Here is a 17,997-nt window from a genome sequence, read left to right as displayed (position 1 = left end):
GACCGCTTCCTCCGCAGCCGGCTCCTCCACCGGAGCCTGCTCCAGAATCAGGTGGGCGTTCGTTCCGCTGACGCCGAAGGCGGAGACGCCGGCCCGGCGCGGGCCGTCCTCGTCATCCCACGGCCGCTCCTCCGTCAGGAGCCGCACGTTGCCCGCCGACCAGTCGACGGCCCGACTCGGGGCGTCCACGTGCAGCGTCTTGGGGAGCGTGCCGTGCCGCATCGCCATGACCATCTTGATGACGCCGCCGACACCTGCGGCCGCCGAAGTGTGACCGATGTTCGATTTCAGGGAGCCCAGCCACACGGGGCGCTCCGGGTCGCGGCCGTAGGTCGCCAGCAGCGCCTGGGCCTCGATCGGGTCGCCCAGCTTGGTGCCGGTGCCGTGTGCCTCCACCACGTCGATGTCGCCCGCGGAGAGTTGTGCGTTGACGAGCGCTTCCCTGATCACGCGCTGCTGGGACGGACCATTGGGCGCGGACAGGCCGTTGGAGGCGCCGTCCTGGTTGGTGGCGCTGCCCCGGATCACCGCCAGCACCGGGTGCCCGTTGCGCCGGGCGTCCGACAGCCGCTCCAGGACCAGCACACCGGCGCCCTCGGACCAGCCAGTGCCGTCGGCGGCGTCGGCGAACGCCTTGCAGCGGCCGTCGGGCGCCAGGCCCCGCTGACGGCTGAAAGCGACGAACGGGTCCTGTGTGGCCATCACGGTGACGCCGCCGGCCAGCGCCAGGGTGGCCTCGCCGGTACGCAGCGCCTGGACCGCGAGGTGGATCGCGACCAGCGAGGACGAACAGGCGGTGTTGACGCTGACCGCGGGGCCTTCGAGGCCGAGGACGTAGGAGACACGGCCGGACACGACGCTGCCGGCGGTGCCTGTGTCCAGCAGTCCCTGGAGTTCGGGGACGTCCTTGGAACCGTCTCCGTAGCCGTTGTTTATGGCGCCGATGTACACGGCCGTCCTGGTGCCGCGCAGCGCGTGCGGGTCGAGGCCGGCGCGTTCGACGGCTGTCCAGGCGGTCTCCAGCATCAGCCGCTGCTGCGGGTCCATCGCCAGGGCCTCACGCGGGGAGATCCCGAAGAAGCCCGCGTCGAACAGACCTGCCTCGTGCAGGAAGCCGCCGTTGCGGGTGTAGGAGGTGCCGGCCTTGTCGGGATCCGGATCGTAGCGGCCCTCCAGGTCCCAGCCCCGGTTGGCCGGCCACTCGGTGATGGCGTCGGTGCCGTCGGCGACCAGTCGCCACAGGTCCTCGGGGGACTCGACGCCACCGGGGTAGCGGCAGTCCATCCCGACGATGGCGATCGGCTCGTGCATCGCCTGGCGGGCTTCGCGCAGCGCCGCCTTGGTCTGTCCGAGCTCCGCCGTGGCGCGCCTGAGGTAGTCCAGGAGCTTCTTGTCGTCCGTCATGGTGTGGCGGTCCCCTCAGGCGGTGCCGAAGTCGTTGTCGAGAAGGTCGAAGAGTTCGTCGGCACTCGCCGAACTGAGTTCACCGGCGTCGGCCGGGGCGCTGCGCTCGTTCCAGCGGCGCAACAAGGTGTGCAGTCGGGTGCTGATCTCGTCCACCACCGGCACCTGGCCCAGGGCCCGCTCCAGACGGTCGAGTTCGGCCAGCATCGGGGCGACGGGGTCGGGTCCGGCGAGCAGTTCGCCGTGCAGGTGGTCCGCGAGCACGACCGGCGTCGGGTGGTCGAAGACCACCGTCGGGGAGATGGCCAGTCCGGTGGCCGAGGACAGACGGTTGCGGAACTGGACGGCGAGCAGGGAGTCGAAGCCGATGTCGGCGAAGGGCGCGTCGGGCCGGACGGCACCGGGTGTGTCGTGCCCGAGCGTGGCGCCGACCTGCTCGACGACCAGGTCGAGCAGGGCCCGGCGCTGGTCTGCCTCGGGGAGCGCGGACAGTCGCCCCACGAGGTCGTCGCTGCCTTCTTCCACGGCGGCGTCGGGCAGTTCCGAGACCAGGCTGAGCTGGCGCGGGGTGGAGACCCCCGAGGTGATCAGCTCCCAGTCGACGTCGGCGACGACCAGGGCGGGCTCGTCGCGTTCGACGGCCCTGCGGACCGCCGTCATGACCGCGTCGACCGGCACCGGCCTCTCGGCGGGTGCCTGCGCTTCCCAGCCGCCGACGGCGACCGTGACGGCGCGTACGCCGCGGCTGCGCAGTCCGGTGACGCGCGCGGCCAAGCCGGCGTACCGGGCGGTGGCGGCACTCTGCCGTGCCGCCCCCCAGACCCCGCTGAGCGGGTGCAGCAGGACGAACGTGTCCCCGGCGCCGGTGAGTTCGGCGGGCACGGTCACGACGGTCTCGGCGACCGGGCCGGCCGGCGGTTCCGCGGACGCGATCTGTATCACCGTGCGCTCGTCGGCCTCCGGCGGCGCGGTGGGGTCGGCGCAGACCCGGACGCCCTCGGCGCCGTGCCGCTCCAGCCAGTCGGTGAGCTCCACCCCGAGGGGCGCGTCGGCTCCCCGGACGAGGACGTGTCCGGGGGCCCACCGTTCGGTGGGGGGCGCGGCCTGCGGGACGCGGACCAGGCGCCGGGCGTACGTGCCGTCGGCGCGCACCCGGACCTGGCTCTCGGTGCCTGCCAGGGCGGTGCGCAGGCGACGGATCACCTCGTCGTCGAGGTCGGCGGGCAGGTCGACGAGGCCGCCCCAGCGCTCTGGCTGCTCCAGACCGATGACCTGGCCGAGTCCCCACACCGCGGCCTGGTCCGCGGTGCGTTCGGCGTCGGTGGTCACGCACCACAGGGGTGCCTGGATGCCCGCGGTGTCCAGGGCGCGCACCAGGGCCGGGATGTCTGCGGGCGGCAGCAGACAGAGCACGCCGGCGACGGGTCCGGTGACGCCCTTGAGGCCGACGTCGGTCGTCACGGTCCCCGGCAGGGCGGCGGCGACCGGGTGGCCGCCGTCGGGCACGACGACCGCCCAGTCCTCCAGCGGTACGAGCACCCCCTGTTCCGGCAGTGCCCGCCACTCGGTGCGGTAGAGCAGCTCCGGCGCCTGGTGCCGTGGGGTTCCGGTCCGGCCGGGCGTCGGCAGCCAGTAGTGCTCGCGCTGGAACGGGTAGGTCGGCAGCTCGACGTGACGGCCGGGGCCGGTGAGGGCGGTCCGGTCGACGTCGGCCCCGGCGGTCCACGCCTCGGCGAGAGCGGCGCGCATCCGGTCCGGGCCGCCCTGACCCCTCAGCAGGGTGCCGACGGTGGTGACCGCGAGGCCGGTGTCCGCGGCGGTGCCCTCGATGCCGGAGACCAGCACGGGGTGCGGGCCGACCTCGATGAACAGCGTGTGACCGGTGCGCAGCAGACGTTCGGTGGCGGCGTGCAGGGCCACCGGTTCGCGCAGGTTCCGGTACCAGTACTCGGCGCCCAGGTCGGTGCCGTCGACGAAGTCCCCGACCACGGTGGACAACAGGGGGACCTCGCCCGTGGTGGGCCGGACGTCGGCCAGGGCGGCGAGGAGTTCCTCCCGCGTCTGCTCCACGTGGGCGGAATGCGAGGCGTAGTCGACGGGGACCCGCCGGGCACGGACGCCCCGCGCTTCGCAGTCGGCGACGAGGACGTCCAGTGCCTCCGGGGCGCCGGAGACGACGATCGCCTGGGGGCCGTTGATCGCGGCGACGCCGATCCGCCCCTCGTGGCCGCCCAGCAGTTCCCGGACGGTCTTCTCGTCCGCGGCCACGGAGACCATGCCGCCCTTGCCGGCCAGGGACCGGCGGATGGCCTGGCTGCGGAGCGCGACGGTCTTCGCGCCGTCGTCGAGGCCGAGCACGCCGGCCACCACGGCAGCGGCGATCTCGCCCTGCGAGTGGCCCATGACGGCGTCCGGCCTGACGCCGTAGGAACGCCACAGTTCGGCGAGCGAGACCATGACCGCGAAGAGGGCGGGCTGGACGACGTCGACCCGTCGCAGGGCCGCCTCGTCCGCGAGGACCTCACGCAGGGACCAGTCGACGTGCGGTGCCAGGGCTTCGGCGCAGGCGTCCAGCCGGGAGCCGAACACCGGTTCCGCCTCGGCCAGTTCCAGGGCCATGCCGGTCCATTGCGTGCCCTGGCCCGGGAAGACGAAGACGGTACGGCCGGAGCCGGCCCGGCCCGTGACGACGTTCGGTGCGGTGCCGGGCGCGGCCAGCCCGGACAGGAGGGCGGCCCGGTCGGTGCCCAGGACGGCCATGCGCCGCTCGAAGCCTGACGTGCCGGCCAACGTCCAGGCCACATCGGCCGTGCGGACGTCACCGTCACTCAGCAGCCGGTGCAGGCCGGCGGCACGCTCGCGCAGTGCTCCGGCGGTGCGGGCCGACAGCAGCAGGGGCGCCGCGCGGTCCGGGGCGGCAAGCGCGGGCGCCTCGGGCGGCTCGGCCTGCTCCAGGACGACGTGGGCGTTGGTACCGCTCATGCCGAACGCGGACACGCCGGCCCGGCGCGGACCCGCCCAGGGACGGGCCTCGGTGAGCAGCCGGACGTTCCCGGCGGTCCAGTCGATCCTGGTGCTGGGTTCCTCGGCGTACAGGGTCCGGGGCAGCGTGCCGTGCCGCATCGCCATGACCGTCTTGATGACGGCCGCGACGCCCGCCGCGGCCTGGGTGTGCCCGATGTTCGACTTCAGCGAGCCGAGCCACAGGGGCTCGTCGCGGTCCTGGCCGTAGGCGGCCAGCAGCGCCTGCGCCTCGATCGGGTCGCCCAGCGACGTTCCCGTGCCGTGCGCCTCGACCAGCTGCACGTCCGCGGGCTGGAGCCGGGCGTTGGCCAGTGCCTGGCGGATGACCCGCTGTTGCGCGAGGCCGTTGGGGGCGGTCAGACCGTTGGACGAACCGTCCTGGTTCACGGCGCTGCCGCGGATCACGGCGAGCACCGGGTGGCCGTTGCGGCGCGCGTCCGACAGCCGCTCTACGACGAGCACGCCGACGCCCTCGGACCAGCCGGTGCCGTCGGCGCCCTCGGCGAAGGAGCGGCACCGGCCGTCGGGGGACAGCCCGCGCTGCCGGCTGAACTCCACGAAGACGTCCGGGGACGCCATCACCGCGGCGCCGCCGACCAGGGCGTAGGCGCACTCGCCGGAGCGCAGGGACTGGCCGGCCAGATGCAGCGCGACCAGGGAGGAGGAACAGGCCGTCTCCACGGTGACCGCGGGGCCTTCGGTGCCCAGGGTGTAGGCGATGCGGCCGGAGGCCACGCTGGTCACGGTGCCGCTGAGCAGGTGTCCCTCTACGCCTTCGGCGGGTCCGCTGCCGTAGCCCTGCGCGGCGACACCCATGAAGACGCCGCCCTGGGTGCCGCGCAGCGACGCCGGGTCGATGCCCGCCCGTTCCAGCGCCTCCCAGGAGGTCTCCAGCAGCAGCCGCTGCTGCGGGTCCATCGCCAGCGCCTCACGGGGGGAGATCCCGAAGAACGCCGCGTCGAAGTCGCCCGCGCCGTCGAGGAAGCCGCCTCCCCTGGCGTAGAAGGTGCCCTCGTGGTCCGGGTCGGGGTGGTACAGGCGTTCCAGGTCCCAGCCGCGTCCCGTCGGCAGGGGGCCGATGGCGTCCTCGCCGTCGGCGACCAGTCGCCACAAGTCCTCCGGGGAGGCGACGCCACCGGGGAGACGACAGGCCATCGAGACGATCGCCAGCGGCTCGTCGACGGCTGCCCGGACCACGTCCGTGGCGGCCGGGCGGGTGTCCGGACCGGACGCGGTGCCCGACAGTTCGGCGTGCAGCCGGTCGGCCAGGTCGGCGACGGTGGGGTGGTCGAACACCTCGGTGACGGGCAGCCGCACGCCGGTGGCCTCGACCAACCGGTCGCGCAGTTCCACGGCGGTCAGGGAGTCGAAGCCGAGGTCCCGGAAGACCCGGTCGACCGCGACGCCTTCGGCCGAGTCGTGGCCGAGCACGGCCGCGACGTGGTCGCGGACCAGGTCCCGCACCGCCTCCTCGCGGCGCGCCGAGGGCAGGCCCGCCAGCCGTGCGGCGAGCGCGGACGCGGGCGGGGCGGGCTCCTCCTCCGGGTCGTCCAGGACCGACCGCACCTCGGCCAGGTCCTGGATGAGCGGGCGTGGGCGCGCAGCGGTGTACGAGGGGACGAAGTCCTCCCAGCGGACGTCGGCGACGACGACCGCGGCGTCCCGCCCTGCCGGCAGGGCGGCCAGGGCGGCGACGGCGACGGCCGGCGCCATGGCGGCGAGTCCGTGGCGGCGCAGCCGTTCGAGGGTCTCCTCGTCGGCCATGCCGCCGCCGCCCCAGGGGCCCCAGGCGACCGAGACGGCGGCGAGCCCCCTGGCCCTGCGCCGTGCGGCCAACGCGTCCAGATAGGCGTTGGCGGCGGCGTAGGCGCCCTGCCTCCCGCTGCCCCAGACGCCGGCGACGGAGGAGAACAGCACGAAGGCGTCCAGCGGGGTGTCGCCGAGCAGTTCGTCGAGATGGCGGGCGCCCGTCACCTTGGCGGCGGCGGCCTCCTCGAACGCGGCCGGGGTGTCGTCGGCGACGGACCCGAGGACGAGCGCGCCCGCGGTGTGGACGACGGCGGTCGGCGGGTACGTCGCCAGGAGGGCGGCGACCGCGTCGCGGTCGGTCACGTCGCACGCCTCGATGGTGACGCGGACGCCGAGGGCGGCGAGTTCGTCGTGGAGCGCGGCGGCGCCGGGGGCGTCCGGACCGTGACGGCTGGTGAGGACCAGGTGTTCGGCGCCGTCGTGGGCGAGGCGCACGGCGACGTGGCGGCCCAGCGCGCCGGTGCCGCCGGTGATGAGGACGGTGCCGCGCGGCTGCCAGGCCGGGCCGGCCGCCGGTGCGGGGGCGCGTTCCAGACGGCGGCCGTGGACGCCTGCGGCCCGAACGGCGAGCTGGTCCTCGTCGCCCCCACCGGTGACGGCGGCGCCCAGGCGGGCGAGAGCGGACTCGTCCGGGTCGGCGGGCAGGTCCACCAGGCCGCCCCACAGCTCGGGCTGTTCCAGCCCGAGGACCTGGCCGAGGCCCCAGGTCTGTGCCTGCTCGGGCCGCGCCGTGTCCTGGTCCTGGTCCACGGTCACCGCGCTCTGCGTGACCACCCACAGCGGAGCTGTGAGCTTCGCGTCGGTCAGCGCCTGGGCGGCGGTCAGCGTGCCGGCCAGTCCGGTCGGTACAGCGGGGTGGTCCGGGTGGGGCCGATCGTCGAGCGCGAGCAGTGAGAGCACGCCGGACACCGGGCCCCTCACCGCCGCGTCCCGCAGCCGTTCGGCGAGCGTGTCCCGTCCCGTGCCGGCGGCGACGAGGACGACGGGGGTGCCGAGCCGTTCGAGCCAGGCGCGGCAGGCGGCCAGCGCCTCGTTCCCGTCCTCGGTGTCGGGCGCCAGGGCGAGCCAGGTGCTGTCGGGCCCCTCGGCTCCGGCGGGTTCCCTCAGGGCCGTCAGCTCCGTCCAGCCGATCCGGTAGTGCCACTGGCCGGCGGACGCGGCGGCGGTGGTCCCGGCCGGGACCTGCGGCCAGAACCGTTTGTGCTGGAACGGGTAGGTCGGCAGTGGGCGCCGACGGGCGCCCGCCCCGGCGAACAGCGCTTCCCAGTCCAAAGTGACACCTGCGGTGTGCAGGCGGGCCACGGCGGACAGCAGTGTCTGCTCCTCCGGCCGGCCGTCGCGGAGCAGGGGAACCGCCAGCGGGCTCTCCTCCGGCAGGCAGTCGGACACCATGCCGGAGAGCACGCCGTCGGGGCCGATCTCCACGAAGGTGGTCACGCCGACGGCTCGGAGGGTGCGTACGGCGTCGGAGAACCGGACCGTCTCCCGGGCCTGCCGCGCCCAGTAGGCGGGCGAGCACGCCTCCTCGGCCGTAAGGTCCGCGCCCGTCACGGTGGAGACGACGGGTATGCGCGGCGGGGAGTAGTCGAGGGTGGCCGCGATCCGCTCGTACTCGGCGAGCATGCCGTCCAGGTGCGAGGAGTGGAAGGCGTGCGAGGTCCGCAGCAGCTTGGTCCTGCGGCCCCGCTCCCGCCAGTGCCCTTCGAGGGCGGCCACCGCATCGGAGTCGCCGGAGAGCACGACGGACCCCGGGGCGTTGACGGCCGCGACGGCGACCCGGTCGCCGTGCTCGGCCAGCGAGTCGGCCACCTCGTCGGCGGACGCCTGGACGGCGAGCATCGCGCCGTCGGAACGCTGGGCCTGCATCAGCCGGCCCCGCGCGGTCACCAGGACGGCGGCGTCGGAGAGGGAGAGGACCCCGGCGGCGTGCGCGGCGGCCAGTTCGCCGACGGAGTGGCCGACGAGCCGGAGCGGCCGTACGCCCCAGTCCCGCAGCACCCGGAAGAGAGCCACTTCGACGGCGAACAGCGCGGGCTGGGCGTACTCGGTCCGCCCCAGGGCCTCCGCGTCCTCGTCGACGATCCGGCGCAGTGGCCGGTCCAGGTGGCGGTCGAGCTCGGCGCAGACCTCGTCGAAGGCGGCGGCGAAGGCGGGGAGCCGCGCGGACAGTTCCGCTCCCATGCCGACGCGCTGGCTGCCCTGGCCGGTGAACAGGAAGGCCACCGTGTCGGCGGCGTCGTCCCGGGCGGTGCCCTGGACGACGCCGGCCGAGGGCCGGCCGGCGGCGAGCGCGCCGAGCGCACGCACCAGGCCGTCGCGGTCCTCGGCGAGCACGACGGCGCGGTCGGGCAGTGCGGCGCGGGTGGTGGCCAGTGAGTACGCGACGTCCGTCAGTCCGTCCTCGGTCACGGACTCGGCCTCCAGGAGCGCCAGCAGGCTCGCCGCCTGCTCGCGCAGGGCGGCGCGCCCCTTGGCCGCCAGCGGGAACAAGCGCGCTCCGGATGCCGTCCGGTCGGCGGCCGGGGCTCCGGCGGGCTCCTTGGACTCCTGCGGCGGCTGTTCGAGGATGACGTGCGCGTTGGTGCCGCTGATGCCGAACGCGGAGACGCCGAACCGGCGCGGGGCCCCGGTCCTGGGCTGCCAGGGCCGCGCCTCGGCCAGTGGCCGTACGGCACCCGCCGTCCAGTCGACGACACCGGACGGTGCGTCCAGGTGCAGGGACCGGGGGAGGACGCCATGCCGCATCGCCATGATCATTTTGATGACCCCGGCGACACCCGCGGCGGCCTGGGTGTGGCCGATGTTCGACTTCACCGAGCCCAGCCAGACCGGCCGTTCCTCGGTGCGGCCCTGCCCGTACGTGGCGATCAGAGCCTGTGCCTCGATGGGGTCGCCGAGCCGGGTGCCCGTGCCGTGGCCCTCGACCGCGTCGACGTCCTCGGCCCGCAGACCGGCGGCGGCCAGCGCGGCGGTGATGACCCGCTGCTGCGACGGACCGTTCGGAGCGGCCAGGCCGTTGCTGGCTCCGTCCTGGTTGACCGCACTGCCGCGCACGAGGGCGAGCACGGGATGCCCGCGCCGGCGGGCGTCCGACAGCCGCTCCAGGAGCACCACGCCGACGCCTTCGCCCCAGGAGGTGCCGTCCGCCGCGGCGGCGTACGCCTTGGCGCGCCCGTCCGGGGCCAGCCCCTGCTGCCGGCTGAACGACACGAACAGCCCGGGGGTGGACATCACGGTGACGCCGCCGGCCAGGGCCAGTTCGCACTCGCCCTGGCGCAGCGACTGGCAGGCGAGGTGCAGCGCCACCAGTGCGGAGGAGCAGGCCGTGTCGACCGTGACGGCCGGCCCCTCCAGGCCGAGGGCGTAGGAGACGCGGCCGGAGACGACGCTGGCGGCGGCGCCGGTGCTGCCGTAGCCCTCGCTGTCGGCGTACTCCGCGGGCGCGGCGGCGAGCAGCGCGGGGTAGTCCTGTCCGTTGGTGCCCGCGAAGACCGCCGTGCGGCTTCCGCGCAGCGTGGTGGGGTCGATCCCGGCGCGCTCCAGCACTTCCCAGGACGTCTCCAGCAGCACACGCTGCTGTGGGTCCATGGCCAGTGCCTCGCGCGGCGAGATCCCGAAGAAGTCCGCGTCGAAGTCGGCGGCGTCGTGGAGGAACGCGCCCTCGCGCACATAGGTGGTGCCAGGGTGCGCCGGGTCCGGGTGGTACAGGGCGTCCAGGTCCCAGCCGCGGTCGGCGGGGAACGCGCCGACCGCGTCGGCGCCCTCGCTGACGAGGCGCCAGAGATCGTCCGGGGTCCGTACGCCACCGGGGAAGCGGCAGCTCATGGCGACGACGGCGATCGGGTCCTCTTCGGCCGCGGGCGGTGCGGGCAGGAGCGGTTCCGGTGCGGGGCCGACCGCCCCGCCCGCCAGTTCGCCGCGCAGGTGGCGGACCAGGGCAGCGGGGGTCGGGTGGTCGTACACCACGGTGGCCGGCAGCCGCAGTCCGGTCGCGGCTCCCAGCCGGTTGCGGACCTCGACGCCGGTCAGTGAGTCGAAGCCCAGCTCCTTGAACGAGCGGTCGGCCGGGACCGCTGCGGCGTCGGTGTGGCCGAGCACCGCGGCGACGTGGTCGCGCACCAGGCCGAGCAGGAGACGGCCGCGCTCCTCCTCGCTCGCGCCCGCGAGCCGTCGGGCGAGCGTGGACATGGCCGCGCCGGGCTCCTCGGCGGCGGTGGCGACCGAGCGGATGCGCCGCACCTCGGGCACGTCGTGCAGGAGCGGCCGGGCCCGGGAGGCGGTGAAGGCCAGGAAGAAACGGTCCCAGTCGATGTCCGCCACGGTCAGGCAGGTCTCGTCGTCGTCCACCGCCCGCTGCATCGCCGCCACGGCGTCCGCGGGGGCCATCGCGTGCAGACCGTGCCGGGCCAGCAGGTCGCCGACGCCCGCGCGGCCGGCCATGCCCGCACCCGCCCAGGGGCCGAAGGCGATGGAGGTCGCCACGAGTCCCTCGGCGCGGCGCTGCTCGGCCAGGGCGTCCACGAACGCGTTGCCCGGGGCGTAGTTGCCCTGTCCGGGTATGCCGAACGTACCGGCCACGGAGGAGAACAGGACGAAGGCGTCGAGGTCCAGGTCCCGGGTCAGCTCGTGCAGGTGGAGCGCACCGGCCATCTTCGGACGCAGGGCCCGCTCGATCTGCTCCGGCCGCAGCGCGGCCAGCGTGTCGTCGTCCAGGACGGCGGCGGCGTGCACGATCGCGGTGAGCGGGTGTTCCCGTGGCACCGTGTCCAGCAGCGTCGCCAGGGCGGCGCGGTCGGCCACGTCGCAGGCGGCGACCGTCACGCGGGAGCCGAGTTCCTCCAGCTCCCGGCGGAGTTCTTCGGCGCCGGGCGCCTGGGGACCGGCGCGGCCGACGAGGAGCAGGTGCTCGGCGCCGTGTGCGGCGAGCCGGCGGGCGACGTGCGCGCCCAGGGCGCCGGTGCCGCCGGTGATGAGCGTGGTTCCGCCGGGCCGCCAGGTGCGGGCGCCGGGACGGACGCTCCCCACGGCTCGCGTGAGACGGCGTACGGACACGCCGGCGGCCCGCACGGCCACCTGGTCCTCGGTGCCGTGGGCCGGATCCGCCGAGCCGTCCACGGGCAGGCCGGCGAGGACGGCGGCCAGCCGGGCCCGGGTGCGTTCGTCCCAGCCGTCCGGCAGGTCGACGAGGCCGCCCCAGCGGTCGGCGTGTTCGAGGCCGGCCACTCGGCCGAGCCCCCACACCAGGGACTGTGCGGCAGCGGTGAGCCGCTCGGTGGGGTCCACGGCGACCGCGCCCCGGGTGGCCAGCCAGAGCGGCGCGGGGATCCCGGTGTCGCCGAGTGCCTGGAGGAGCGCCACGGTGGACACCAGTCCGCCGGGCGCCGCCGGGTGCCCGGGGCACGGCAGCTCGTCGAGGGCGAGCAGCGACAGCACGCCCGCGACGGACTCGTCCGAGGCCGCGGACCGCAGCCGCGCGGCGAGGACCGCACGGTCGTCGGCACCCGTCACGGAGAAGCTGCGGACGTCCGCGCCGTACGCGGCCAGCAGCGCCGTGACGTCCCCGGTGTACGGGTCGCCGGCGAGCGCTTCGGGTACCGCCACCAGCCAGCGGCCGGACAGGGCGTCCGGGGCCGGCGCCCGGTCGGCGTCGGGACGCGGGGTCCAGGTGACGCGGTAGCGCCAGGCGTGCGGTCCGGGCCGCGCGGGCGCGGTGGCGGTGGCGGTGGCGCGCATGGTGTCGAGCCAGTACCGCCGGCGCTCGAAGGGGTAGGTCGGCAGCTCCGTCGGCCGGGCGCCGCTGCCCTCGTACAACGCCGCCCAGTCCACCGGCGCGCCGTGCACGTAGGCCTCGGCCAGGGAGGCGAGGAACCGCTCGTGGCCGCCGTCGCCCCGGCGCAGCGTGCACAGCACCGCGGCCGGGCGGTCGGGGGCGCGGTCCAGGGACTCGGAGATGGCCTGCATGAGCACCGGGTGGGGGCTCACCTCGATGAAGAGCGCGGACTGGTGGACGAGCACGTCCGCGACAGCAGGACCGAAGCGGACCGTGCCGCGCAGGTTCCGGTACCAGTACTCGGCGTCGAGTTCGGTGCCGTCCAGCACCGCGCCGGTGACCGTGGAGAGGAAGGGCACCTCGGCGCGGCGCGGCTCCATGCCGCCCAACGCGCCGATCACCGCCTCGCGGATCTCCTCGACGTGCGCCGAGTGCGAGGCGTAGTCGACCGGGATGCGGCGGGCGCGGCAGCCCTCCGCCTCGCACTCCGCGAGGAGCTCGTCCAAGGCTTCCGGGTCGCCGGAGACCACCACGGCGCCGGGTCCGTTGACGGCGGCGACCGCGAGCCGGCCCTCCCAGCGGGCGACGCGGCGTACGGCCGCCTCCTCCGGCTCGGCGACCGAGACCATGCCGCCGCGTCCGGCGAGGGCGCGCAGCGCCTGGCTGCGCAGGGCGACGACGCGGGCGCCGTCCTCCAGCGTCAGCGCACCGGCCACCACAGCGGCGGCGATCTCGCCCTGCGAGTGGCCGACCACCAGGTCCGGCCGCACACCGTGCGAGCGCCACAGGGCCGCGAGGGAGACCATGACGGCGAACAGCGCGGGCTGCACGACGTCCACGCGCAGCAGGGCGGACTGTCCGGGCTCGGCGAGAACCTGGGACAGGGACCAGTCGACGTAGGGGGCGAGGGCGTCTTCGCAGGCCCGCAGCTGCTCGGCGAATACCGGCGCGGACCGGGCGAGGTCGAGCGCCATACCGGCCCACTGCGAACCCTGGCCGGGGAAGACGAAGACCGTTCTGGCACCGGGCACCACTCTGCCCCGCACCACGCCCGGCGGCGTCATCGCCTCGTCGGGCGCCGCCTGGGCGAGCGACGGCAGCGCGTCCGGCCCGCCCAGCAGAACGGCGCGGTCCTCGAACGCGGTGCGCTCGGTCGCCAGCGAGTAGCCGACGTCCAGCGGACGCGGCCGCGGTACGGCGGTGGCGAGGTGGGCGGCCAGCCCGGCGGCCTGCCGGCGCAGAGCCTGGGCGCTACGGGCGGAGAGGATCCACGGCAGGGAGGCCGACGCGTCCGGACGGTCGTCCGCGACCGTCGGTGCGGCCGGCGGGGCCTCCTCAAGCACGACGTGGGCGTTGGTGCCGCTCACGCCGAAGGAGGAGACGCCGGCGCGGCGGGGTCGACCCGTGGTCCGCCACGGCAGTTGTTCCGTGAGGAGCCGTACGGCGCCGGCCGACCAGTCCACTCGGGACGACGGCGTACGGACGTGCAGCGTCCTGGGCAGCGTCGCGTGCCGCATCGCCTCCACCATCTTGATGACGCCGGCGATGCCCGCCGCGGCCTGGGTGTGGCCGATGTTCGACTTCAACGAGCCGAGCCACACGGGCCCTTCACGGTCCTGCCCGTAGGTGGCGATCAGGGCTTCGGCCTCGATCGGGTCGCCCAGCCGGGTACCGGTGCCGTGGGCCTCGACGGCGTCGACCTCGGCGGCCGTCAGCCGGGCGTTCGCCAGGGCCTCGCGGATGACGTCCTCCTGCGACGGACCGTGCGGTGCGGTCAGTCCGTTGGACGCGCCGTCCTGGTTGACGGCGCTGCCGCGCACCAGCGCGAGCACCGGATGCCCGTTGCGCCGGGCGTCCGACAGCCGCTCCAGCACCAGCACGGCGACGCCTTCGCTCCAGCCGGTGCCCGCGGCATCGTCGCTGAAGGAGCGGCACCGCCCGTCCGTGGCCAGGCCGTTCTGCCGACTGAACTCCAGCAGCATGCCGGGGCCCGCCATCACCGTGGCACCGGCGGCCAGGGCCAGCGAGCACTCGCCCGCCCGCAGCGAGCGGGCCGCCATGTGCAGCGCCACCAGCGACGACGAACAGGCCGTGTCGACGGTCACGGCCGGACCGCGCAGACCGAACGTGTAGGAGAGGCGACCCGAGGCGACGCTGCCGGCGCCGCCGACCAGACCGTACCCCTCGGCCTCGGCCGGCAGCTCGTGCAGCCGGGGCAGGTAGTCCTGGCCCATGGCACCGACGAACACACCGGTGGCACTGCCGCGTAGCGAGGACGGGACGATGCCGGCCCGCTCGAACGCTTCCCAGCTCGTTTCGAGGAGCAGCCGCTGCTGGGGGTCCATGGCCGCCGCCTCGCGCGGCGAGATGCCGAAGAAGTCGGCGTCGAACTCGCCCACCCCTTGCAGGAATCCACCGAAGCCGCTGTCGGACGTGCCGTTGCCGCCCTCGCCGAGCAGGGCTTCCAGGTCCCAGCCGCGGTCCTCGGGCAGGGGTCCGACGGCGTCGGTCGCGCTCTCCACGAGCCGCCACAGGTCCGCGGGAGACCGCACCCCGCCGGGCAGTCGGCAGCTCATGGCGACGATCGCCACGGGCTCGTCCTGGGGCCTGTCGGCCGGGCCGGCGGCCGTGCCGGTGTCGTCTGCACCGGTCAGAGCGCGGTGCAGGAAGGCCGCGACGCCCTCGACGGTCGGGTGGTTGTAGACCAGGGCGGCCGGCAGCCGTAGCCCCGTGGCGGCGGCCAGTCGGCCGCGCAGCTCCAGTGACGAGGTGGAGTCGAATCCGAGGGCCTTGAAGGCCAGGCGGACGTCGACCTCCTCCGCGGCCGAGTAGCCGAGGACTGCGGCGGCGTGCGACCTGACCAGGTCTGTCAGGGCGGGTAGACCGGTGTCGGCCACCACGGTCGCGGCCGGGACGGGTTCGGCGGCCCGGTCGAACCAGTACGACTGGCGCTGGAACGAGTAGGTGGGCAGTGCCACTCGGGCGGCGCCCGACAGCAGGGGTGACCAGTCGACGTCGACTCCCCGCACGAAGAGTTCGGCCGCCGCGCGCTTCAGCCGGTCCCATCCCCCGTCGTCCCGGCGCAGCGTCCCGGCCACGATCACGTCACCGACGCTCTCCTCCACCGCCGACGCCAGCACGGGATGGGCGCTGACCTCGATGAACACGCCGTAACCCGCCTCCGACAGGTGCCGTACGGCCGGCTCGAACTCGACGGTACGGCGCAGGTTGCGGTACCAGTACCCGGCGTCGAGAGCCGTGCCGTCCACCCAGTCCACGTCCACGGTGGAGAACATCGCGACGCCGCACTCGCGGGGCGTCACCTCGCCGAAGGCGTGCAGCAGCTCCTCCTTGATCTCGTCGATCTGGGCGGAGTGGGAGGCGTAACTGATGGGGACCCGGCGCGCGCGGACGTCACGCGCCTCGGCCAGGGCTTCCACCTCGGCCAGGGCCGCGGGGGGGCCCGCCACGACGACCGACGACGGACCGTTGACCGCGGCGATCGAGAGTTCCGGCCCCATCAGTGCCCGGGCGTCCGAGACCGACAGCGCCAGCGCGGTCATACCGCCGCGTCCGGTCAGTTCCCGCAGGGCCTTGCTGCGCAGGGCCACGAGGCGGGCGCCGTCCTCCAGCGACAGGGCCCCCGCTACCACGGCTGCCGCGACCTCGCCCTGGGAGTGGCCGAGCACCGCGTCCGGGACGACGCCCAGTGACCGCCACACGGCCGCGAGCGACACCATGATCGCCCACAGGACGGGCTGGACGACCTCCGTGCGCCGAAGCGCGTCAGCGTCGCGCAGCGCGTCGGAGAGGCGCCAGTCCGTGAACGGTGCCAGAGCCTGTTCGCACTCGGCCATGCGGGCGCGGAACACCGGTGATTCGAGCAGGAGTTCACGCCCCATGCCCACCCACTGCGAGCCCTGTCCGGGGAAGACGAAGACCGTCTTGCCCACGGGTGCGGCGGCGGAGCCGGTGACCACGTCCCCATCCGCCCGGCCGGCTGCCAGCGTGCGCAGTCCGCCGGCGCCCAGGGAAACCGCCCGGTGTTCGAAAAGCGTACGGGACGACAGCAGGGAACCGCCGAGATCGACGTGGTCCGTCCCGGGGTGGTCGTCGATCCAGTCGGCCAGCCGCGCGGCCTGCGCGCGCAGTGCGGCCGGGGTCCGCCCGGACACCACGAGGGGCACGGCGCCGGGTACCGCGGGCCGCTGCGGGGCGGTCGGCACCTCGATTCCGGGCGGCTGGTAGGACGCCACCACGACGTGGCAGTTGGCGCCGCCCAGGCCGAGGGAGGTGACGCCGGCGATCCGGCGGTCCGCGCCCCAGGGGGTGCGCTCGGTGAGCACCTCGAGGTTCAGCTCGTCGAGGGGGATGCCGGGCGGCGGCGTGTCGAAGTTGAGGCTCGCCGGGATCTCGCCGTGCCGCACCGCGAGGACGGCCTTGAGCAGGCCGACGACACCTGCGGCGCTTTCCAGATGACCGATGTTGGTCTTGGCCGAGCCGACCAGCAGGGGCGAGCCGGCCGGCCGCGCGGAGCCGGTGGAGGCTCCCAGCGCGGCAGCCTCCACCGGGTCGCCGACCTTGGTGCCCGTACCGTGCAGCTCCACGTAGTCGACGTCAGCGGGTGAGACGCCGGCGGCCCGCTGGGCCAGCGTGACCAGTTCACGTTGGGCTTCGGCGTCGGGCACGGTCAGTGCGCTTGCGTCGCCGTCGTGGTTGACGGCGCTGCCGAGGAGCACGCCGTGGATGGTGTCGCCGTCGGCGATGGCCTGGTCGAGCAGCTTCAGCAGCACCAGCGCGCCTCCCTCGCCGCGCACGTAGCCGTCGGCCCGCGCGTCGAAGGTATGGCACCGCCCCTCCGGGGAGAGGGCGCCGACGCCTGCGATGACCAGCGCGGTGTCGAGTGCCAGGTTGAGGTTGACACCGCCGGCCAGCGCGGTGGTGGACTCGCCGGAGCGCAGGCTCTGGCAGGCCAGGTGCACGGCGACCAGTGACGAGGACTGACCGGTGTCGACGAGCTGGCTCGGGCCGCGCACACCCAGCATGTGTGAGAGCCGGTTGGCGATGAGGGCGCGCTGTGTGCCGACGAGCGTGTGGTGGGTGATGTCGCCGGCCGACTCGCGCCGCAGCGTGGCGTAGTCGTCCCAGCCCGCGGCGACGAACACGCCCGTGCGGCTGCCGGCGAGTTCGGCGGGCAGCAGGCCCCCGTGCTCGACGGCCTCCCAGCCCAGTTCCAGTACGAGGCGCTGCTGCGGGTCCATGGCGGCGGCCTCGCGGGGCGAGACATTGAAGAAGGTTGCGTCGAACGCGTCGGGATGTTCGATGAACCCGCCCCAGCGCGCGCTGGCCGCGTGCGGGGTCTTCGCGGCCTTGAGCTGGACCGACGTCCACCGATCGGCGGGCGCCTCGGTGATGGCGTGCCGCTTGTCGAGCATCAGCCGCCAGAAGGCGTCGGGGTCGGGCGCGCCCGGCAGCCGGCACGAGTAACCGATGACGGCGATGGCAGCCTGCGACGGGTCCGTCCTGGTCAACGCTTGCTCCTCAACGTACTGCAACCGGGCTTCGAACATGGGCTTCCGGATCACGCGGAATGTCTCGTGGGCCATGTGCGGACACGTGTGATGGCGGCGCTCACCCTGCGCTGTGCGGGGAGGATCGGTGAGTGGCTTGCCGTTCGCCCACGCTCCGCCGACCGGCCGGCAGCGAGCGGCACACCGACTCGACCCGTCGTGAGCTCCGTGGCGCGGCGGCGAGCAGTACACACGATCCTCACCGCCGCGGTGCCGGCCGGCCACTGCGCCGCCCGGCCGTCGCCGCAGCGGACGGCCTCGGGGCACCGGGTCCGGGGCGGACGGGTGATCCGGCGCGTCCCCCAGTGGCGCGGCTGATCGAGCGCGACGCGGCACCGGCGGCTCCGACACCGCCCGGGCAGCTCCGGCCCACGCACAGGGCCGTGGTCAACTCGGTCCTCTCAGGCCCAGGTTGGCGCG

Annotated in this window: 1 protein-coding gene and 1 pseudogene; both read right to left on the bottom strand. The window is 74.8% G+C overall.

Annotated elements, in window-relative coordinates:
• A partial coding sequence (locus IE294_RS42050) for a type I polyketide synthase (protein ID WP_373315944.1) occupies window positions 1–1,383 on the bottom strand: 1,383 nt, incomplete at its 3' end.
• Window positions 1,384–1,419: 36 nt separating this feature from the next.
• Window positions 1,420–17,451, bottom strand: a pseudogene (locus tag IE294_RS42045) (SDR family NAD(P)-dependent oxidoreductase); the annotation flags it as partial.
• Window positions 17,452–17,997 lie beyond the last annotated feature (546 nt).

This window comes from Streptomyces canarius (assembly GCF_014650735.1).
Lineage (GTDB): Bacteria > Actinomycetota > Actinomycetes > Streptomycetales > Streptomycetaceae > Streptomyces > Streptomyces olivaceoviridis.
This window is presented reverse-complemented; position numbering and strand designations above follow the sequence as displayed.